The following is a 20,107-nucleotide window of genomic DNA, read 5'->3' on the forward strand; positions in this document are numbered from 1 at the left end:
ATTATTGTCATTGTCCAAATACCCCTAACATCGGGTGCCAGTACCAGTCTTCTTCTTCCCGCAGACGAATTTCGCCGAATCGGGCGCTCACCCAGCTCAGTTCCCACTGCTTTTCTTCCGCCAACTGTTGGTACAAGGCGTGGTAATCCTGTTCTATCCAGGCACTGACGCCTTCTGCCATGTTCAGCGTAACGGGGCGAGCAATATCGCTTTGCTTCCAGCCACTCGGACCATCGTCCTGCACCATGAAAACCGGTTCTTCATCGTCATCGGCGATCCACAGGGTGTACGCCTCATCTTTCGCTGATTGACGAAATGGCGTACGCCGCTGTAGTTCGCCATTCCAATGCGGATGCGCGCGCCACCAAAAGGCCGCGGGAGGGCGTTTCAGATCATCGAGCTTTTTATTTTTGAGACCAAGCAGCGTTTTCCCCAACACGGCATGCTCTAACGCTACCAGCGAAAGCGGTTTGGTAAACGATGCTGGCTGCACGATACGCGGCGCGGCATTGAGGTGGCGGTACTCTTTTTCCTGCAATAGCTGGTGGAGATCGTGTGTATCCAGGCTGTCATCCTGCGACTCAAAGCCAGGTTTGCAGTACGCGATGTCTTTCCCTCTAAGCGCTCGAATGTTGTGGCTAAGCAGATAGATATTGGGGGTTTTAGGCACATACTGCTTGTCCTGCCGGTGACGCAATATGCGTCCGGCAAGCTGGATAAGTGAACGCATCGAGCTAGGCTCGACAATCGCCCAATCGTAATCATGATCGCGACCCACTTCAGCGACTGAGGTTGCCAGAACAACAAAGACGTGATGCTGTTGCGGCGAATTTTCTATCGCCTGACGAATTTCCTCCACCTGCCACAGAGCATCGGCATCGTTACGCATCAGCGCGGCATCAAGCCGCTGTTCAATGTGGGATCGCATCGCCAGCGGATGCTGGCTGTGATAAATGCAGTAATGAATGCAGGTATCCGGCGGTGAAGGGATGGCAAGTAACTGTCGAGCGACGGCAACCAGCGGATCGATGTTTGCCATTCTGACCAGCCCCAGTGAGACGTTTTTCCCGTTTTCATGCTGTTGGTGATGCTGAGAATGTAAATCGAACATCCGTGGATGGATCGCCTGCGCGACGGACAGATGAACATCATCTTTGTTTTTGCTGGGGCTACTGACGGGAACAATAGCGGCCAGTCGAAGCGGGAGTTCATCTTTCGTCAGATTTTTCAGCCGCTGATGAACGAACGCATCGTGTCTGACCATGAAGTCTTTCACGTCACCATATTGTTCGTGCTGACAGTCAAATTCATCAAACCAGCCGCAGCAGACGTTTAGTGGCGTATTTGGCGTACCGTAAGCCTGTTGCCAGGCGGCGCGGCCATCAAGATAGGCATCGAACAACGCACGAATTAACGCAGGCGGCAGCGTGGCTGACGACAACAGCACGCGTGAGCCCAACATTCCCGCCCAGTTAACCAGTCGGCAAAGTGCAGGAAGATCCTCCAGACCAAAATCATCCGGTTCATCGAGTACCAGGTCGGAGGTTAATAATCGTAGCATTGGGGCAATTTGGTGGCCGCCGCGTAGCCCTTCCGTCGCGGGCATCAGGTGATCGATGGTAGTGATCAGCACCGGCGCACTCAGTAATTGATGCAGAGTTGGGCTGCGTTCCAGCCATGCTTTTAGCCGACCATCATCCAGCGAGCCATCGTAGCGAACATATTGATGTTCAGAGAACAGCGGATCGGCGGATTCACTGCCGGTCTGTGGCGTATTCTGCTGGCGTTGTTGATTCTCTTTCCGCATTTCATGGAGATCTTGCACCGCCTGTGAACCAATCAGCACCGCTAAGTCGTCTTCGTCCAACTTCAAACGCTGCCGTAGTGCATCGCCCGTTTGCAGCGTCAGCGTGCGTAACCCCAGCGCGACGGAGAAGCGGCAGCCGGTAGATTCATCCGACAGGCCATACATAATTCGTGCATTAGCGAACGTTTTTCCTCTGCCTGTCGATGCCATGTTGATGCCGAAGAAGCCGTGCTGCTTGCTGGTTTCACGAATAGAACAGGCAAGGTCGAACGCGCGATCTTGCCAGCGAAAACGCGGGTGCGTGCTACGTTGACGGAACCCTTTGTGGCGAGTGATGGCGGGGAGTGTGTCACGCAGGTGCGGCAGACTTCGCCCCAGCAGTAAGGCATTTTGCCCAACGCCGACGCAGTGTTCATCCAGCCTCTGTTTATATTTCCCAGTCTTACGATCGGTGTTAGCCCACACCGGATAAGTGATGTCCTGCCAGCCAACCGTTGCCGCTCCTGCCGAGTAGTGGTGGTCTGCCAACATTAGAGCGAGACGGGCTAGGTGCACGGTTAGCCGTTGATCTAACTGGCTGAAATGCATAAATGAGGGCAGCTTCAGTGCGCGACCCGCAAATTTTCGTGCCTTCTCGCGCCAGACCGCGCTGTACAGCGGTGTGCCATTAGGGAACTGCCAGTTTTGCTCTCGCTCGTGTGGCGTCCAGCCGATCTGACAATGGTTGAGTGCATTCCACTGTGGAGAAAGATGGTCGGTTAGCCATGTCTCAGCGAAACTTAACTGCGGTTCACTACTATTTGGTGCAAGCTCTGTCGATTTATTAAACACAGGCAGGCGATGGTGAGAAACAATCAGCCAAGCGATGGTTTGCGCCAGCGGCGGCAAGGTACGGAATGGACTATCGCTGAACGTCGGTTTATCCTGTTGCAGCGTCGCCAGCAGCGCGACTTCTGCTTCTGAGGTAATCATGCTGAGCGTGGTTAGCCAGGCTTTATCGTCCTGCTCACCGACAAAGGCCTGAAATAGTCGTAGCGATACCCATTCATGTCGATAGGGTTGGCTGCGTGGGCCAGTACCGCTCAGGCCAGCCTGAAATAGCGCATTGGCTTTGCCAACATCGTGAAATAGCCCAGCAATGGCGGCCAGCAGGCTGAATACTTCTGCGCTGTGCCACGGATTTTCATCTTTTGTGCGCAGAACATCTCGGCTGGTGGTATTGGTAGGAACACTTCCCTGCGCATTAAAACGTCGCAGATTGCCGACGACCCACAGTAGCTCGGTGTGGTTTGTGCTACGAATCCAGTGGCAGGCAACTGCCGTATTGCGACGGGCTGTTTTGCGCAGCAGCTTGCGTAGCGTGTTCAGCCCTTCCAGCGTGATGGCGGTTTGCCAACTGCGCTCGCCTTTGCGTTCAGCAAATTGATCCAGTATCCGGCGGGTTTCGACCAGCGCACGCTTATTGCATTCTGAAATCAGCAGAATGTTCATCGCACTACCTGACTCAGTTTGCTGGCGACATCCTGCAAGCTGCCGATCATCACATCCAGCGCTTCGGATTGTTGAAATGCGGTCAGACAGCGCTGACGAAATTCTTGCTCATCTTCGCCCTCCATCGCGGCAATAAAAGCCTGCGGCAGCACGAGCGCATCTTTAATTAAATCGGCGACGTCAAATACCAGCCCGCCACGGCGAGTTTTACCGTGTAACACCGCTAACCCGTGCGGCAGGCCCAGCACCCACGTTGAGACGGCGGCCAGCCCATAGGCCAGATAGTTGCCGTGATCGAGAAAGCGGTTCGCCAGATCGGTGCCGCCGCCGCGTTTGGCGCGGGTAAAGTCGCCATAACTAACGGCATTAGCGGCCAGTTTGTACAAGGCTTTGGTCATCATCGCTTCCTGTACCAGCACGTCATTGCTGGTGCGGCAGTCGGTTAATCCTTTTTGATAACGATCCAGAAGCGCCTGAAGATGGTCGGATTTAAAGGTAAAGCGCGATTCACGGGGCAGATGAGAACCCAGCCAGTGTTGACGAATTTGCGTTATTCGCACTTGTTGGAAGGCGATGGCGGCGGCCAGCCTTTTCTCATCATCGAACCAAAAGCTGACCCAGTCCTGCAAATACTCGGTTGGTCGATATTCGCTCTGTGGCGATAGCCAGGATACTGCGACTTCAGCCTCGTTGGCGGCAAACAGCGGTGTACCACCACCGCCACAAAAACCAATCATCACGCCTGCTCTGGCGAATTCCCGCATGGCGGCTTGAGTTACGGAGGTGCCGGTTCCCAGCATCACCACGCTGGTATTGGCGATGGGAATATTCCAGTACAGAGACTGGTTTCCTTCCTCCGTGACATATTCGACACGACCACCGTTGACGAGAATACGGCAATGTTGGAGGTAATAAACATTGGCGCGTTTGGAATGCAGAATGGTTTTTAAATCCGAAGGGCTAAAGGCGTTATCCATAATGTATTTTCTGCCGTAATAGATAATAGCCATGACGCCAGCGAAATAAATCGCAAGCTAACTATTTGATAAGAAAAAATATAATCTTAAGAAAACTGATGAAAATCAGACTATCACAGTTGCATGTGAAAAATGATGACCGCAAAAAATTTTACCCAAACGTAGACCCTTTTTATTTGGCCTATTTCACAGGATTAAAAATCAATGAGTTACAGATGGGGTTAAAAAAAGGGTTTTTACGAAGAAAATGGCAATTGCTGCTAATAAAACAAATCGTTAGAGTGATCGAGCTACAGTTCACTGCCGTATAGGCAGCTTAGAAATATGTCCGCTTTTTTGTCTCCGTCTAATAATGGTTCACTGCCGTATAGGCAGCTTAGAAAGATATCAAGCAGGTCAGAAACCCGAAATTTCAGTTCACTGCCGTATAGGCAGCTTAGAAAACATCGCACCCAATCAGACGCCGCCAGCGGCAGTTCACTGCCGTATAGGCAGCTTAGAAATTTTAACAGGAAGGCTTTAGGGCTGTCTTTAGGTTCACTGCCGTATAGGCAGCTTAGAAACGCACAGGAAGAAGCGCAGGCGACCACGACGAGTTCACTGCCGTATAGGCAGCTTAGAAATGGAAGAGACTCCGGGCAATGATGGCTGAATTGTTCACTGCCGTATAGGCAGCTTAGAAAGTGATGTGATCGATCAGGTTGGTGAAACCTATGTTCACTGCCGTATAGGCAGCTTAGAAATGATCAATCGCAGTCAGCAGCGGGTCAATCCAGTTCACTGCCGTATAGGCAGCTTAGAAAAGTCGCCTATCAAAAATCAAGCACATCGCCGAGTTCACTGCCGTATAGGCAGCTTAGAAATCATTGGCATCGGCTAGTTTAGCCACCACCAGGTTCACTGCCGTATAGGCAGCTTAGAAAAACGCATAACCCGCTGAGCAATACCCAGAGTTGTTCACTGCCGTATAGGCAGCTTAGAAATGCCACACTTTCCCGCTGTGGCTACGTAAATCGTTCACTGCCGTATAGGCAGCTTAGAAAAGAGAGCGCAGGCGCAGCAGCAGGCGGCGCAGGTTCACTGCCGTATAGGCAGCTTAGAAATGGCCAAACAGATTTTACCGTTATTCCCTGCCGTTCACTGCCGTATAGGCAGCTTAGAAAAAGGTAAATAGCGTCCGAGTAACTATGAGTTCGTTCACTGCCGTATAGGCAGCTTAGAAATCATAAAATAACCAATAATGTGGCGGCACGCGGTTCACTGCCGTATAGGCAGCTTAGAAAAGTGGCACAAGCGATGTTTATTGCTCAAGTGGGTTCACTGCCGTATAGGCAGCTTAGAAAATAGTATTTCAGCAGGAAAGCGCGAACCTCTCGTTCACTGCCGTATAGGCAGCTTAGAAAAACACAATCAAAGCGCAGAAAGGCTCTCTCAGGTTCACTGCCGTATAGGCAGCTTAGAAATTTGGCATGTAGAGGAAAACGATGGGTATTACGTTCACTGCCGTATAGGCAGCTTAGAAAGATGCAGGTATGTTTATGGGGCCTGGTGAAATGTTCACTGCCGTATAGGCAGCTTAGAAACATGCCTAACTTGTATGTACTTTTGCCTATGCGTTCACTGCCGTATAGGCAGCTTAGAAAGAGGAGAAAACTAACTCCGCCTGGCAGAATTTGTTCACTGCCGCACAGGCAGCTTAGAAATTAAGTAGCGGAGTGAGGTTGAACTGGTTTCGGTTCACTGCCGTACAGGCAGCTTAGAAATATGACACTGACCGCTCACGCGGTGTCAGTCAGTTCACTGCCGCACAGGCAGCTTAGAAAAGCACCAAACTCTAAGGCGTAGGTCTGCTGCAGTTCACTGCCGTACAGGCAGCCTATTCACGGTACTCAGCACTGCTGTCTGGTTATTATCGAGGCTGCACTGCGCCATCGCTCAATGCCTGTAGCTCTTAAATAACGTATTGTTGATGACCTATTTTCGTAATGTTTTCAAGTAATGGGTTTCTTTTGGTGGGAATGGAAAATTGCAGATTGAATGTTATTAACATTTAAAAACTATCATTTTTCCGTTAAAGTACACTTACAGGGAAATAGTTTGTTGACTTAAGTAAAATTCGAGGGAGTGAGGCACTTGTGAAATATGATCCGGTTTTAAAAACGTTTGTTGATGATGACTATCGGTTAGAAGATCATCTTGATTTTAAAAAACAGCATGCAGATATTAACTATCAGAAATTACATGCTCAACTCAACTCAACTCAACTCAATTAAATAAATAACGATAACATTCATGCCATATTGACTGCGCAGGAAGCGACGTATTTCTTACAAACGTTATGCACACCTAATCCTAATCAATCGTGGAAAACAGCCATGTTTGGCTGTACTGATCCTGTCTCATCGTTTGCTGGGAATATTGCAGAAGCGGTGTCTGTTAGCAGAATCGTGATGGAAATTAAAGGGGGTGGGGTAACGGCAACGGAATATGTCGGGAAAAATGGCAGTAAATACATAAAATTATCTGGATATCCGGGGGTAAGAAAGTATTTAGATGCCACCCGATATTTAGTCAGTAACCAAAAAATACTAGATATAGGGATAGGTACAAAATGTATTGAAAGTGGTATTGCGACTGGGCAAGGTTTTGCATTATATTTTCAGGTGCTTATCGAGCCATTGAGTTGATGGTGAAAGATGAATACGCACTGACCGATTTCTTTGTTAATTTAACGATGGATGCGGCAAAACTAGCAGTATCGGTTGGAATCGGTTGGGTGGCAAAAGTAGCTGCAACCTCAGCCATGGTAACTGGAACCAGCGTCATTGTTATTGCTGGGGGTATATTTGTCATAGGTGTTTTAGTCAGTTTGTCATTATACTGGTTAGACAATAAATATAAAATAAGTGAGACGATAATAAAAAATATTAAGTCACATAAAAAACAATATACACCGTACCATCCCGACCAATTTTTTAATGCTTTGGGGAGAATTAGCCGTGGCTAAAGTAAATAGACCATTAATTGGGGCGTTTTCTGTTTTTCTTTTATGTCTTTCCTGCTGGGGAACTTGGTTTTATTTAAGTGCATACTTATCATTTTTTAAATTAAATGATGTAATAGTTTTTTCATGGAGAGTGGGGTTTGCTATATTTGGAGTACCTTTGCCATTCTATTTTTCATATGTTTGTTTTTTCTCTGCTATAAAAAACAAACACATAAAGATAAATAATAAATTAGGCGAGTGGTTGATTAAAATCCTTATATTTGGTGCTGTAGTTAGTTTTTTTCATCATCGTATATATCATACAACCTTAATTCTCATGGTTATAAAGTCTGTCCAAAAATATCCTGGATGGATCCCAGTAAATATGTAAAGGATATTGCTCTTTGTAAAGAATAAATATAGTTATAATTATTTTATGATTTAGGGGTGTTTGTGGTTAAGGTAAACAGGCCATTAGTTGGCGCATTTGCAATTTTTCTTTTTTTCATTTCATGTTTTATTAGCTGGATTTCTTTCAATGGATATTTGAGTTTTTTACAAAAAAGTGATGTGATTATTTTCTCATGGAAACTTGGATTAATGGTGTTCGGATCACCCTTGTTGTTTTATTTTTTATATTTGGCATTTTATTCAGCGATAAAAAATGAAGTGCCTAAAATGAATAATAAGTTAGCTAATTCATTAGCTGTTGTAGCTATATTTGGTGCGGTCGTTAGTTTTTTCTCATCAATTTATATATCATGTAATATTAATGGTCAAGATTATAAAACTTGTCCTAAGAACTCATGGGTAGCTCCCAATCAGTATGTGAAAGATATTGCTCTTTGTGATGAGTGGTAATAACAAGCACAACTGATAAAATGTGCTTGTTATCAAATTTCATAAATATTAGAGACTCATTTCCTCCCAGATACTGTAACCCGACGTTCCTGCGATCTTATGATTCCATGCGATAGTTTTATATTTCAGCTGGACTTTTTCATACGGCATGATGTCATTGTTATCAATGACGTGTGGATAGACACAAGTGACGTCCACAATACTCGCATCTGTTAAAGTTACTTCATAATAAAGCTCTAACTGCCCAGCGGAATTGACGCGATAAAAATAAAATGTCACATCTACCTTTTCATTATAAGAGATTGCCATTCCTAATAACGGGGATGATTTATCGATTGGCTTAATAAAATTAATCGGGTGATGTGCGACATTTTGGTCACGACTGATGCTATGGTTTAATCCTAATACTTGTATTTGGTCTTCATGACCGACTTGATAGCGATTGCCAATTGAGTCGAGCGTTGAGCAACCAGATGATATTAAACCCTGTTTCTGACCATTAATGCTGGCGTAAATCAAATTAGCCATATCAAATCCTTATGAGAAAATTTATCAATAAACTGAGTGATAATATATTGATTATCAGCGCGGAAATAATACGGCTAAGGCAATGTCAAAGCAAACCATTATAAAACTCTGGTGTAAAATCTAACCTGCGTTTATTTCTCGCCAGTTCAGCCAGATTCGCATATCAAATTCTAACTGGTGATAATCAGGATCCATATGGCAGCAGAGTTGATAGAAGGCTTTGTTGTGGTCTTTTTCTTTGAGGTGGGCGAGTTCGTGTACCACGATCATACGCAGGAAATCTTCTGGTCCGTCACGAAATAGTGTCGCTATTCTGATTTCGTTGTTGGACTTTAATTTTCCACCCTGTACACGCGCCACAAACGTATTGGTGCCCAGCGTCCCTTTTATCGGATTCTGTTTATTGTCGTAAAGCACCTTTGATATTGCTGGCGCATTCTTCAGATATCGCTGCTTGAGTTCAGCGACAAATTGATAAAGCGACTTGTCACTCTGGACCTGATGGCGGTCAGGGTATCTTTTTTCCAGCCACAGGCCGAGTTTACCTTGATCGAGGAGCGTCTGCGCTTGTGCAACAATCGTTGGGGGATAGCCGTTCAGGTAGCGTAACTGGGTCATAGCGTTTTATTCGTTGGAATAATTCAGGTTAAGCACGGGTGATGGGGCGGTACTTTCTCGCTAATTCGGATGTGAAGAACCGGCCGTGCTGCTTTGCTGGTTGGTCTTAAATATAAGCCACCGATTTAACCGAGTTTATACACTATCACGTCGATTAAATCAGTGGCTTTGTCATTTTACGGTTTACTGAATGGCGGCGAAAGCAGCAGCGACGCGCTGGACGTTGCTGTGGTTCAGCCCCGCCATACACATACGACCGCTGGCGATCAGGTACACGCCAAACTCTTCACGCAGGCGGTCAACCTGTTCCGGGCTGAAACCGGTGTAGCTGAACATACCGCGCTGGGTGAGCAGGTAGTCGAAGTTGCGGTTCGGCAGTGCGTTTTTCAATGCGGAAACCAGCTCCTGACGCATGCTTAGAATACGCGTGCGCATCTCTTCGACTTCCGCTTTCCAGTCGGCGTTTAACTGCACGTCGTTCAGGACTTTAGAAACCACTTGTGCGCCGAAATTTGGCGGGGAAGAGTAGTTGCGGCGTACGGTCGCTTTTAACTGACCCAGTACACGCTGTGCGCTGTCGGCATCGTCACACACGACGGAAAGGCCACCGACGCGCTCGCTATACAGTGAGAAAATCTTGGAGAACGAGTTGGCGATCAATGCCGGCACGCCTGTGCTGGCAATGGCGCGAATCGCATAGGCATCCTGCTCGATGCCGAGGCCAAAGCCCTGATAGGCGATGTCCATAAACGGAATCAGCTCACGCTGGATGATAACCTCAATGACGCGATCCCATTGTTCGGTGGTGAGATCGGAACCGGTCGGATTATGGCAGCACGGATGCAGCAGCACAATGCTGCGTGCTGGTAGCGTTTGCAGGGTGGAGAGCATGGCGTCAAATTTCACGCCCAGACTTTCGCCATCGAAATACGGGTAGGTGTGAACCTTAAAGCCTGCGCCCTCGAAGATCGCAATATGGTTTTCCCATGTTGGATCGCTGACCCACACTTCTGACGCTGGGAAGTAGCGTTTCAGGAAATCTGCACCGACTTTCAGCGCACCGGAACCGCCCAGCGTCTGGATGGTCGCGATGCGACCCGCTTCCAGCGCCGCGTGGCTTTCACCAAACAACAAATGCTGGATGGCCGTGCGGTAAGGCTGTAACCCTTCCATCGGCAGATAGGAATTCGCGCTCTGAGCAGGCTGCCGCAGGCTGCTTTCCGCTGCGCTGACGGATCGCAACTGCGGGATAATATTCTGCTCGTTGTAGTACAGCCCGATACTCAAATTGATCTTATCTGCTCTTGGATCCTGTTTGAATTTTTCCATCAGAGACAGGATAGGATCTCCGGCATAGGTATCAACGTTTTGAAACACAGTGTAGCTCTCCTGAGTGTGTCATTTTTATGGGTACCGCAACCCCGATGATGATGGGGGACAATCAGGCCGCATAACGGCCAGGGCGATGATTCATCGCGATAATCAGGTTCAGAATGGTTGCCCCCAGAATCGAAGCAATCAACATCGGTATGCTTACCACGAACAGGGAAGTCAGCACAATCACAACGTCGACGCCCATCTGGAGTTTCCCCGCCCGCAGGCCGTATTTGTCCTGAAGGTACAGCGCCAGAATGTTAACGCCGCCGAGGCTGGCTTTATGGCGGAACAGTACGACGAAGCCTATTCCGGTGATGATATTACCGAATAGCGTGGCGTAGAACGGGTTGAGCTGATCGAAATGAATGAACAGCGGATGCAGATCGGAAAACAGAGAAACCAGCCCGACAGCGCTGAACGTTTTCACTGTGAATTCCCACCCCATGCGTCGTACGGCCAGATAATAGAAGGGCAGATTCAGCAGGAAAAACGCGACACCAAAGGAAACGTTTGTCAGATAATGGACAAGAAAAGCGATGCCAGCGGTGCCACCGGTGAGCGCGCCAGCCTGACGCAGCAGAATAATGCCAAATGACACCATCAGCGTGCCGATCAGTATTGCCAGAACATCTTCCAGCAACGTATGTGATATTTTTTGCGTCGGAATAACGTTATCCATGGTGAGCACTCGATAGACTGTCGTAAAAACATGTGCTTACCCAAGCAAGAATCACACCAGATGATACCGCTTAGCGGCTGGTTTGCGCGAAAGACCTACGGTAATAAGAGCAACGTATTGAATTATATCGATGAAAATAACGCATGATTCGTGCGATTTTAATAATAAAAATGGCTGAGTCGTGCGGTAAGTTATGATTTTTTGCGTGAGTTGCTCGTTTTTCTGCACCAAATAGACGCGATTGCCCCAATTCAGGGCAACGCAGGCGGTTCTGGCGTGATCAAACCGTTCTCTTTAAGGCGGTTCAATACCACTGAGGTTTTCAGATGTGCGACGCTCTTGTTCTGCGACAGAATCTGACTAATCAGCGTGCTGAGTCCGGGCAGATCCGCGACGGCGACTTTTAACAGATAATCAGCATCGCCCGTGGTTTTATAGGCGTCAATAATCGCATCCACTTCCCCCAGCATTTGATGAAAGCGTTCAACATATTCGCTGGTGTGGTTGATCAACCGGACTTCAATTAACCCCAGACATTCCAATCCAACGGCATTCGGTGACAGGCGAGCATGGTAGCCAAGAATGAGCTGTGCCTGTTCCAGCGCGATGCGGCGGCGCGAGCATTGCGAGGCGGAAAGACCGACCAGTTCGCTCAATTCCTGATTAGTCAGGCGACCGTTGGTCTGTAGCAGCGTCAGGATTTTCAGATCGAAATCATCAATGTTGTACATCGCGTTCCCTAAACCATGTCAGTAGTCAGTCAAACAGACTACCAGCTTTTTAAGCCGCGTTGCCTATGAGTTTTTTATCGCTGATTTCCGAAACGTTTTGTTTTTTAAGCTGCCTGTACGGCAGTGAATGCTGGCTCGATGCGCAGCATGACAGCGCGCCCTTTCTAAGCTGCCTGTACGGCAGTGAGCATCTCTTCTTTTGCATTGAGAAAATCGCGCATTTTCTAAGCTGCCTATACGGCAGTGAACGATATTGAATAGTAGCGGGGGGCTAGAGGATCTTTCTAAGCTGCCTATACGGCAGTGAACCGGATAAAACGCGTCTCACAGCCAGGGATGTATTTCTAAGCTGCCTATACGGCAGTGAACGTCGTTTCGTCATCTACATCGGTCAGGCCGTATTTCTAAGCTGCCTATACGGCAGTGAACGCCTCCAGCGCTGGGCCGGAGATGGCGACAACTTTCTAAGCTGCCTACACGGCAGTGAACACTCCCGTCTGCAAGCTGCCGTGCATGACCGATTTCTAAGCTGCCTATACGGCAGTGAACACTGATGAGCCATTAGCGACCGGTGAAATAGTTTTCTAAGCTGCCTATACGGCAGTGAACGGATCTTCGAACGAGGGGAATCCACCGATAAATTTCTAAGCTGCCTATACGGCAGTGAACAGGATTCGCCGCAGTGTCAACGCAGTAACGATTTTCTAAGCTGCCTATACGGCAGTGAACTCATCCTGAGATAATCCCAGCGTCGTCTTAGCTTTCTAAGCTGCCTATACGGCAGTGAACAGATAGGAAAAACGCTGCGCATCGCCTGCCAATTTCTAAGCTGCCTATACGGCAGTGAACATTGGCCGCCGCGAGTCTCATCCAGGGCAGGATTTCTAAGCTGCCTATACGGCAGTGAACTTAAACCCGGAAACCATTGAAGAAAATATTTTTTTCTAAGCTGCCTATACGGCAGTGAACAGTAAGGATTTTATGCTAATTACCAGATTATTAAAGAGAATAGCCTGTTTTCTCGGGAAAACCCTTTTTTATAATCGAGGCCGTAGGTGGTTAAAAATCAGTAAGTTACGACTCGCCCTTAAAAAAGGGTCTGAGAATAGGCACGTTATAAATTGTATTATCCACCCTGTCGGTTCCGATTTGCATCATTCCACAATGATCCGCTCGTCACTCTCTCCCAAACATACCGTTAACTGCTGTCCGCTGGGGCTAAAGGCGCAGTAGGGTAGAGGTTCACGCAGATCGAGGTACAGCGGAAGTGCCAGGTAAAGCGCGATCAGCACGAATGCGGTGATTGTTTTTGTGGCAACTGTTTTGGTCTGCGTTGAGCGAGGATCTATCGGGTCGTGCTGAGCGTGCCGATACTTCACGACGCCGATAGTGGTCATCGCTACGCCTACCAGCATGGAAACATACAGTTCGCCAGTCGTCGGAGAAAGTATCAGTTCCTCGTTTTCATACGCCTGCCAGTATTGAATGCGCCACAGGGCGCTGATACCAATTTGCATCAGTCCTGCGAGTATCCAGGCAATGCGCCATCCCGAGAGCTGAAAGAGCGCCAGAAAGCAGAATCCTGATGCAGCACAAGACCAGTAGATCAGATCGAATATCGCACCGAACATGCCGCCAAATAGCGTGCCGCCGACATCAGTAGGCTTCAGGGTATAGAAATTGATGAGGGCAAACAGCGTCAGGATCGCGGATACGGCAAGCCAGCTTGCCGCATAGTAGATAACCAGCCTGAACGTCGGCAAGCCAGTAGCTTGCCGAGAAAACCCCATCAGTCCGTTTTTACTCACCGTCGACGTATTCCAACGTAGTGCGCTGTGTTAAGCGGGTGATCAGCTCGTAGGCACTGGCACCCGTATGCGCGGCAATGCGTTCAACCGGTAGCGTTGGCCCCCAAAGGATGACTTCATCGCCGACCTTATCCTGCGCATCTGGCCCTAAATCAACCGTAATCATATCCATCGATACACGGCCGGAAAGCGGCACTTCGCGACCGTTGATGAGCACGGGCGTACCGGCCGGGGCGCAACGCGGATAGCCATCGCCGTAGCCGACAGCGACTACGCCCAGACGCGTATCGCGCGGGCTGGTCCAGGTGCCGCCGTAGCCGACAGCTTCACCCGCTTTGTGTTCACGAACCGCAATCAGGTGAGACGTAAAGGTCATGGCAGGTTGGAAGCCGAAATGCGCGGCGTCTTCGTTATCCAGCGGCGACACGCCATAGAGGATAATGCCAGGACGGACGCGATCGCGGTGCGCTTGCGGCCACAGTAGAATGCCGCCGGAAGCCGCGATGGACTGTGCGCCGGGTTTACCTTGTGTAAAGGCATCGAAGCAGGCCAGTTGGCGTTCGGTGGTTCCGGCCTCAGGTTCATCGGCACGGCAAAAGTGGCTCATGATATTGACGGGCTGCACCACATTGCGACATTCAGTCAGGCGTTGCCAAAACGCGTCGGCATGTTCTGGCAGAACGCCAAGACGGTGCATTCCTGTATCGAGCTTCATCCACACGCGTATCGGCTGCGGCAGTGTGGCTTGCTCCAGCGCGGCAAGCTGCTCGGGGCTGTGAACGGCGGTTTCTAGCTGATGTTCTACCAGAAGCGGGAGATCGTCGGCGGAGAAAAAGCCTTCCAGCAGGACGATAGGCTTGGTGATGCCTGCGGCACGCAGCGCCAGCGCTTCGGAGAGTCGCGCAACGCCGTAACAGTCAGCATCGTAGAAGGTATGAGCGGATTCGATCATGCCGTGGCCGTAGGCGTTGGCTTTCACGACGGCAACGATCTGGCTGCCAGGCGCTAACTGGCGGATTCGTTGCAGGTTGTGGCGTAACGCACGCCGGCTAATGACGGCAGTTGCCGTTTTCATTCTTGTTCCTTAGTGCAGTGTTGTCATTGCTGAGCGCTGCGTTATTCATCGTCATATTGTGGGCCGGCATAGTTATCAAAGCGCGACCACTGCCCGTTAAAGGTTAAACGAACGGAACCAATCGGGCCGTTACGCTGTTTCCCTAGAATGATTTCAGCGATGCCTTTGAGGTCGCTGTTCTCGTGATAAACCTCATCACGGTAGATAAACATAATCAGGTCGGCGTCCTGCTCGATGGAGCCGGATTCACGCAGATCCGAGTTGACCGGACGCTTATCGGCACGTTGTTCCAGACTACGGTTAAGCTGCGACAGGGCGACGACAGGAACCTGCAATTCTTTTGCCAGCGCTTTGAGTGAGCGAGATATTTCTGCGATTTCCAGCGTACGGTTATCCGACAGCGACGGCACGCGCATCAATTGCAGGTAGTCGATCATGATCATGCTCAGGCCATCATGTTCACGGAACACGCGGCGAGCGCGGGAACGAACGTCGGTTGGCGTCAGGCCGGAGGAGTCATCAATGTACATGTTGCGCTTTTCAAGCAGGATCCCCATGGTACTGGAAATACGCGCCCAATCTTCATCGTCCAACTGACCCGTACGGATGCGGGTCTGATCCACGCGAGACAGAGACGCGAGCATACGCATCATGATCTGTTCGCCGGGCATCTCCAGACTAAATATCAGAACGGGCTTTTCTTGGGTCATGGCTGCATGTTCACACAGGTTCATCGCAAAGGTGGTTTTCCCCATTGATGGACGTGCTGCCACGATGATTAAGTCAGATTTCTGCAAACCGGCGGTTTTTTTGTTGAGATCCTGATAGCCCGTATCCACACCTGTAACCCCATCGTGTGGCTTCTGGTAAAGCTGCTCGATACGGGAAACGGTATCTTCCAGAATGCGGTCGATGCTTTTTGGGCCTTCATCTTTGCTGGCGCGGTTTTCCGCGATCTGGAATACGCGGGATTCCGCCAGATCGAGTAGATCCTCGCTGCTGCGGCCTTGCGGATCGTAGCCCGCATCGGCGATCTCATTGGCGACGGAGATCATTTCGCGTACCACGGCGCGCTCGCGCACGATGTCAGCGTAGGCACCAATGTTGGCGGCGCTCGGCGTGTTTTTTGCCAGTTCAGCCAGATAAGCGAAGCCACCGGCGGATTCCAATGAGCCTTGCAGTTCGAGCGATTCGGATAACGTAATCAGGTCGATCGGTTTGCTCATTTCCAGCAAACGATGCATTTCGGTGAAGATCAGGCGGTGGGCACGGTTATAGAAGTCGTTAGCGACAACACGCTCGGCGACATTATCCCAGCGCTCATTGTCGAGCATCAGGCCACCCAATACCGATTGCTCCGCTTCCAGCGAATGTGGCGGAAGTTTCAGACCTTCCATCTGGCGGTCACGGGGTTCATTCGATTTATTGGTGGGTCTTTTCTCTGCCATGAAACGGATTCTTTACCGGTTGATTTGCCATTGGATAAGGGGGCATTGTATATGCCGCACGTCCGAAATAACACAATATACCCGTCATACTTCACGTTGCATGTGCGTTGGCTACGTTTAGTCGCCTAGGGTATATGTGTTATAGAGAGACGATGAACCTGTCACGATTAAGGAGATAACATGGCAAAACGCGTTCAGTTCCGAGCTTATGGTGGCCCAGAGGTTCTGCAATATGTGGATTTCACGCCTGCCGAACCCGCAGCGGGAGAGGTTCAGGTGCAGAATCACGCCATCGGCATTAATTTTATCGATACCTATATTCGCAGCGGATTGTATCCCGTACCCGATTTGCCTTCCGGGCTGGGAACCGAAGCGGCGGGCGTTGTAACGAAAGTCGGCGCGGGTGTGAGCGTGCTGAAAGTCGGCGATCGCGTCGTGTATGCGCAGTCCGGGCTGGGCGCGTATAGCGAGGTGCATAACGTGGTGGCGGAGAAGGTTGCGTTGCTGCCGGACGCTATCAGCTTTGAGCAGGCAGCGGCTTCTTTCCTGAAAGGGCTGACTGTTTACTATCTGCTGCGTCAGACGTATGAAATCAAGCCGAATCAAGTCTTCCTGTTCCATGCGGCTGCGGGCGGCGTTGGGTTGATTGCCTGCCAGTGGGCGAAGGCGCTGGGGGCTAAGCTGATCGGGACGGTAGGTTCCGATGAGAAAGCGGAGCGCGCAAAACAGGCGGGTGCCTGGGCGACCATTAATTATCGCACCGAGAATATCGCGCAGCGTGTCGCCGAACTGACTGATGGGCAGAAGGTGGAGGTCGTGTATGACTCGGTCGGGAAAGATACCTGGGAAGCCTCGCTCGATAGCCTGCGCCGTCGCGGATTGATGGTCAGTTTCGGTAACGCTTCTGGGCCGGTGACCGGCATCAATCTGGGGATTTTGAACCAGAAAGGGTCGCTGTACGTGACACGTCCTTCACTGTTTGGCTATGTGACGAACCGTGCTGAACTGGAGCAGGCCAGCAACGAACTGTTCTCATTGATTGCCAGCGGGGCGATTACGGTAGATGTGCCGCAAAATCAAAAATTTGCGCTGGCGGATGCCCAAGTTGCCCATCGGGCGCTGGAGAGCCGCAGCACGCAGGGTTCATGCTTGCTGATTCCAGGCTAATGGTTTAGGAAGGTTACCGTGCGTGTCGCGGTAACCTTGCCTTTCCTCGTTCGGCTGGGTTTCGGTTTATTTGTCGTGCCCTTCTGTAGAAGAAAAGGCCGCTATCCGTAGTATTACTTCTTAACAAAAAAACCAAATCAACGTGTTTGTTTTTTAAACACCGCTCTGTAGGATTTGACGAAAACATAGACCAGACGCTTATTCAAATTTTCTGCTTTGCTCTTTCTCTGCGCCGTACATTATTTCTATACCTCTTCGCTATCTCGATTGTTGTTTTCACAGGTGATGTATTCATCTGCTTTTGAACATACATAAAGAAGGATGCGAATATGAGATCCATCAAACGCCTGCCAATGCCCCCAACCCGAGGTGTTCTCGGGCATGTTGATTACTTAAAACGAAGTGACATCCACTTACAGATGCTGCGGTGGAAAGCGCAGTATGGCCGCTTTTACCGCTTAAGGCTGGGGCTTACGTCAGCCGTAGTGATTGCCGACACTGAATGGATTCGTACCATAATGAAATCCCGCCCCGACGAGTTTCGGCGTATCAGCAGCATTGAATCTGTTTTTCAGGAAGCTGGGTTGAACGGGGTTTTCTCATCAGAAGGGGAACGGTGGGAACACCAGCGCAAACTGACGGAGCCGATGTTTCAGCCTGCCCATCTAAAGTATTTTTATCCAAGTCTCCGAAAAGTCACCTCTCGGCTATCTGACCGTTTTACGATGCTGGCTGAAGCCGGAGAAACGATCGCGCTGGTAGATGAATTTAAGCGCTATACGGTTGATATCACGTCATTACTGGCTTTTGGTGAAGACGTTAATACCCTTGAACAAGGCGATAACCCGCTATCGCAAAGCTTACGTCACTTATTTCCCATCATTAATGAGCGCTGCGAGTCCCCAATACCCGTATGGCGCTACATCCGGAGGGCGCGAGATAAGCAGTTTGATGCAAGTCTGAACCTGATTCGCGAATATGTTGATGGATTTATTTCTCGCCAGCGGCAACGCATCCAACTGAACCCGCAGTTACTGGAGGCGCCTGAAAATATGCTGCAAGTGATGCTCGCTGAGCAGCAAAAAGACGGGACGCTGAAAGACGACGATATTGTGGCGAATGCGATTACGCTGCTTATTGCAGGGGAGGACACGACGGCGAATACGCTTACCTGGATGAGTTTTTTACTTTGCTCGGCGCCTTCGGTAGAAGAGTGCGTTTTTCAGGAGTGTAAAGAGGCGGCTGAGGGGGTTGGGGCGATCCTTCCGTGGCCGCTGCCGCGTATGGCCTGGCTTACTGCGGTGATGTATGAATCGATGCGGCTTAAGCCCGTCGCGCCGTTGCTGTACCTTGAGCCAACGAAGGACACCGTCATTGATGATTTCCTGATCAAAAAGGGCACACCTCTACTGCTAATGCTGAATGCGAGCGGATTCGATGGCGAGCTATTTCAGCAGCCCTATGATTTCATGCCTGAGCGGTGGCTTGAGCGCGGAAAGGCGGCTTTTTCCGATCTCCAACCCTTTGGCGGCGGGCCACGTATGTGCCCTGGACGGTCGCTGGCATTAATGGAGATCAAGCTAGGTTTTCATGCACTATGTAGTGGGTTTCGCGTAGAGGCACAGCAGGCTGCATCGGAAGTCAGCGAGAGTTTTGCTTTTACGATGACGCCATCAGGTTTTCGCGTGAAGCTACATAAACGCGAGCTGGACCAATAGTGAGGCTTGATATGGTGTGTGAGCGAACATACTAAGATCAGGGAGAGGGCTGAGGGGCAGAGCCTGACAATAATACCGACTCGTGAAGAGTCGGTATTATTGCCTGAAAGGCCTTGGCCGTTCTAATTTCATCTGACTGTATGTAGGGTACAGCGTGGTGATCGTCACGAAAGTGCCGCTGTGCGGCTATTATTTCCCTGACGATGATGAAATCGTGTGGCTTGTGTACCACTTAAGCTTGCTCATCGTTAACCGACAACGGCGAATCAAACTGTGGCGTCATCCTAGCAGCCACATTAGGGAAAAAATATCTGCTGGCGCACACTTTTGTACTAAACAGATCGTATTAAAACAAAGTAGAGCTAATACAAAGTATTACTAAAACAAAGCCGTACTGAAACAAGGTCGTGTTAAATACGGCATTGCCCGTCATTTTCGCGCGTAATTCAGATTTTTCCCTTTTCTGGCATTACCACTCATTTCGATTGCGCTGGCGGTAGGTGTATTTCCGATAGGTATTACGGTGCGAGTCGTAGACAGGTCGCCCGCTAAACTTGCGCCACAGCCACACGGCGGCGACAGCCAGAATCAGCCACGGCAACACTTTTATCGCCATGGTAAACAGCCCACCAATCAACATAAAAAGAGACGCCACAAACAGTGCCGCAATCACGCCCAGCAGTGACACGCCCGTCAACATCAGCATGATAAAAAAGCCAATAACGAAGAAAATTTCCAACATGGTGCGCTCCTGTAGCGGTTAAACCGCAGAAAAATGAGTCTGCGTGCTACATAAGCAATTACAAGAATCGTGCCAAGATGCGTCGCTGGTAAGT

The 20,107-nt window shown here is 49.7% G+C and carries 14 protein-coding genes, 2 pseudogenes and 2 CRISPR repeat arrays; of the genes and pseudogenes, 5 read left to right on the plus strand and 11 right to left on the minus strand.

Translation table 11 applies throughout. From position 1 onward, the window contains the following. Positions 1-7: 7 nt before the first annotated feature. On the minus strand, positions 8-3,298 hold the full coding sequence (gene cas3f / locus DUT67_RS03860; protein ID WP_113632786.1) for a type I-F CRISPR-associated helicase Cas3f: 3,291 nt from the start codon (positions 3,296-3,298) through the stop codon (positions 8-10). Continuing rightward, positions 3,295-4,275, minus strand: a complete 981-nt coding sequence (gene cas1f, locus DUT67_RS03865) for a type I-F CRISPR-associated endonuclease Cas1f (protein ID WP_113632846.1) — start codon at positions 4,273-4,275, stop codon at positions 3,295-3,297. Before cas1f ends, cas3f begins: the two co-directional genes overlap by 4 nt. A gap of 295 nt (positions 4,276-4,570) precedes the next feature. After that, positions 4,571-6,158: direct repeats of the CRISPR family, unit length 28 nt; unit sequence GTTCACTGCCGTATAGGCAGCTTAGAAA. A 252-nt stretch (positions 6,159-6,410) separates the two neighbouring features. Here cas1f and DUT67_RS03870 point away from each other — a divergent pair. The 3 genes and pseudogenes from DUT67_RS03870 (at position 6,411) to DUT67_RS03880 (ending at position 8,122) form a co-directional block, all read left to right on the plus strand. Next, positions 6,411-7,282: pseudogene (locus tag DUT67_RS03870) on the plus strand (hypothetical protein). Continuing rightward, positions 7,275-7,678, plus strand: a pseudogene (locus DUT67_RS03875) (DUF1240 domain-containing protein). Before DUT67_RS03870 ends, DUT67_RS03875 begins: the two co-directional pseudogenes overlap by 8 nt. Before the next feature lie 36 nt (positions 7,679-7,714). Continuing rightward, positions 7,715-8,122 carry a DUF1240 domain-containing protein gene (locus DUT67_RS03880; RefSeq protein ID WP_113632847.1) on the plus strand — a complete coding sequence of 136 codons (408 nt, stop codon included), beginning with the start codon at positions 7,715-7,717 and terminating at the stop codon, positions 8,120-8,122. A gap of 48 nt (positions 8,123-8,170) precedes the next feature. Here the strand turns inward: DUT67_RS03880 and DUT67_RS03885 are convergent, their stop codons facing one another. The 8 genes from DUT67_RS03885 to dnaB all read right to left on the minus strand — a co-directional run bounded on the left by DUT67_RS03885 (position 8,171) and on the right by dnaB (position 16,386). Beyond that, complete coding sequence (locus DUT67_RS03885) at positions 8,171-8,650, minus strand: Hcp family type VI secretion system effector (RefSeq protein ID WP_113632787.1); 480 nt, start codon at positions 8,648-8,650, stop codon at positions 8,171-8,173. 120 nt (positions 8,651-8,770) lie between these two features. Further along, entirely contained in the window at positions 8,771-9,268 is a 498-nt protein-coding gene (locus tag DUT67_RS03890) for a M48 family metallopeptidase (RefSeq protein ID WP_113632788.1), read from the minus strand. A gap of 183 nt (positions 9,269-9,451) precedes the next feature. Beyond that, entirely contained in the window at positions 9,452-10,645 is a 1,194-nt protein-coding gene (locus DUT67_RS03895) for an amino acid aminotransferase (protein WP_113632789.1), read from the minus strand. A gap of 64 nt (positions 10,646-10,709) precedes the next feature. Next, positions 10,710-11,324, minus strand: coding sequence for a YitT family protein (locus DUT67_RS03900; protein WP_039293524.1), 615 nt, complete (start codon positions 11,322-11,324; stop codon positions 10,710-10,712). Positions 11,325-11,575: 251 nt separating this feature from the next. Further along, positions 11,576-12,055: an Lrp/AsnC family transcriptional regulator gene (locus DUT67_RS03905; RefSeq protein ID WP_039306464.1), complete on the minus strand. Its 480-nt coding sequence runs from the start codon at positions 12,053-12,055 to the stop codon at positions 11,576-11,578. 101 nt (positions 12,056-12,156) lie between these two features. Beyond that, a CRISPR array of direct repeats spans positions 12,157-13,024; the repeat unit is 28 nt; unit sequence TTTCTAAGCTGCCTATACGGCAGTGAAC. Between the two features lie 185 nt (positions 13,025-13,209). Continuing rightward, on the minus strand, positions 13,210-13,863 hold the full coding sequence (locus DUT67_RS03910; RefSeq protein WP_113632790.1) for a hypothetical protein: 654 nt from the start codon (positions 13,861-13,863) through the stop codon (positions 13,210-13,212). Next, complete coding sequence (alr, locus tag DUT67_RS03915) at positions 13,856-14,938, minus strand: alanine racemase (RefSeq protein ID WP_113632791.1); 1,083 nt, start codon at positions 14,936-14,938, stop codon at positions 13,856-13,858. Before alr ends, DUT67_RS03910 begins: the two co-directional genes overlap by 8 nt. 41 nt (positions 14,939-14,979) lie before the next feature. After that, positions 14,980-16,386 carry a replicative DNA helicase gene (gene dnaB / locus DUT67_RS03920; RefSeq protein WP_011095164.1) on the minus strand — a complete coding sequence of 469 codons (1,407 nt, stop codon included), beginning with the start codon at positions 16,384-16,386 and terminating at the stop codon, positions 14,980-14,982. A 180-nt stretch (positions 16,387-16,566) separates the two neighbouring features. Between dnaB and DUT67_RS03925 the strand changes: the two genes are divergently transcribed. Together DUT67_RS03925 and DUT67_RS03930 are read left to right on the plus strand one after the other, a co-directional pair. Further along, positions 16,567-17,553, plus strand: a complete 987-nt coding sequence (locus tag DUT67_RS03925) for a quinone oxidoreductase (protein ID WP_113632792.1) — start codon at positions 16,567-16,569, stop codon at positions 17,551-17,553. 329 nt (positions 17,554-17,882) lie between these two features. Next, complete coding sequence (locus DUT67_RS03930; protein ID WP_113632793.1) at positions 17,883-19,271, plus strand: cytochrome P450; 1,389 nt, start codon at positions 17,883-17,885, stop codon at positions 19,269-19,271. 469 nt (positions 19,272-19,740) lie between these two features. On the opposite strand, the gene pspG is transcribed toward DUT67_RS03930, so the two are convergent. Further along, complete coding sequence (gene pspG, locus DUT67_RS03935; protein WP_113632794.1) at positions 19,741-20,013, minus strand: envelope stress response protein PspG; 273 nt, start codon at positions 20,011-20,013, stop codon at positions 19,741-19,743. Positions 20,014-20,107: the final 94 nt, after the last annotated feature.

The organism is Pectobacterium peruviense, from assembly GCF_003312355.2.
In the GTDB taxonomy this organism is placed as follows: Bacteria; Pseudomonadota; Gammaproteobacteria; order Enterobacterales; family Enterobacteriaceae; genus Pectobacterium; species Pectobacterium peruviense.

Bases quoted from the DNA above. Each gene is read 5' to 3' on its own strand.
- cas3f (WP_113632786.1), bottom strand. From the start codon at position 3,298: ATGAACATTCTGCTGATTTCAGAATGCAATAAGCGTGCGCTGGTCGAA.
- cas1f (WP_113632846.1), bottom strand. From the start codon at position 4,275: ATGGATAACGCCTTTAGCCCTTCGGATTTAAAAACCATTCTGCATTCC.
- DUT67_RS03885 (WP_113632787.1), bottom strand. From the start codon at position 8,650: ATGGCTAATTTGATTTACGCCAGCATTAATGGTCAGAAACAGGGTTTA.
- DUT67_RS03890 (WP_113632788.1), bottom strand. From the start codon at position 9,268: ATGACCCAGTTACGCTACCTGAACGGCTATCCCCCAACGATTGTTGCA.
- DUT67_RS03900 (WP_039293524.1), bottom strand. From the start codon at position 11,324: ATGGATAACGTTATTCCGACGCAAAAAATATCACATACGTTGCTGGAA.
- DUT67_RS03905 (WP_039306464.1), bottom strand. From the start codon at position 12,055: ATGTACAACATTGATGATTTCGATCTGAAAATCCTGACGCTGCTACAG.
- alr (WP_113632791.1), bottom strand. From the start codon at position 14,938: ATGAAAACGGCAACTGCCGTCATTAGCCGGCGTGCGTTACGCCACAAC.
- dnaB (WP_011095164.1), bottom strand. From the start codon at position 16,386: ATGGCAGAGAAAAGACCCACCAATAAATCGAATGAACCCCGTGACCGC.
- DUT67_RS03925 (WP_113632792.1), top strand. From the start codon at position 16,567: ATGGCAAAACGCGTTCAGTTCCGAGCTTATGGTGGCCCAGAGGTTCTG.
- DUT67_RS03930 (WP_113632793.1), top strand. From the start codon at position 17,883: ATGAGATCCATCAAACGCCTGCCAATGCCCCCAACCCGAGGTGTTCTC.
- pspG (WP_113632794.1), bottom strand. From the start codon at position 20,013: ATGTTGGAAATTTTCTTCGTTATTGGCTTTTTTATCATGCTGATGTTG.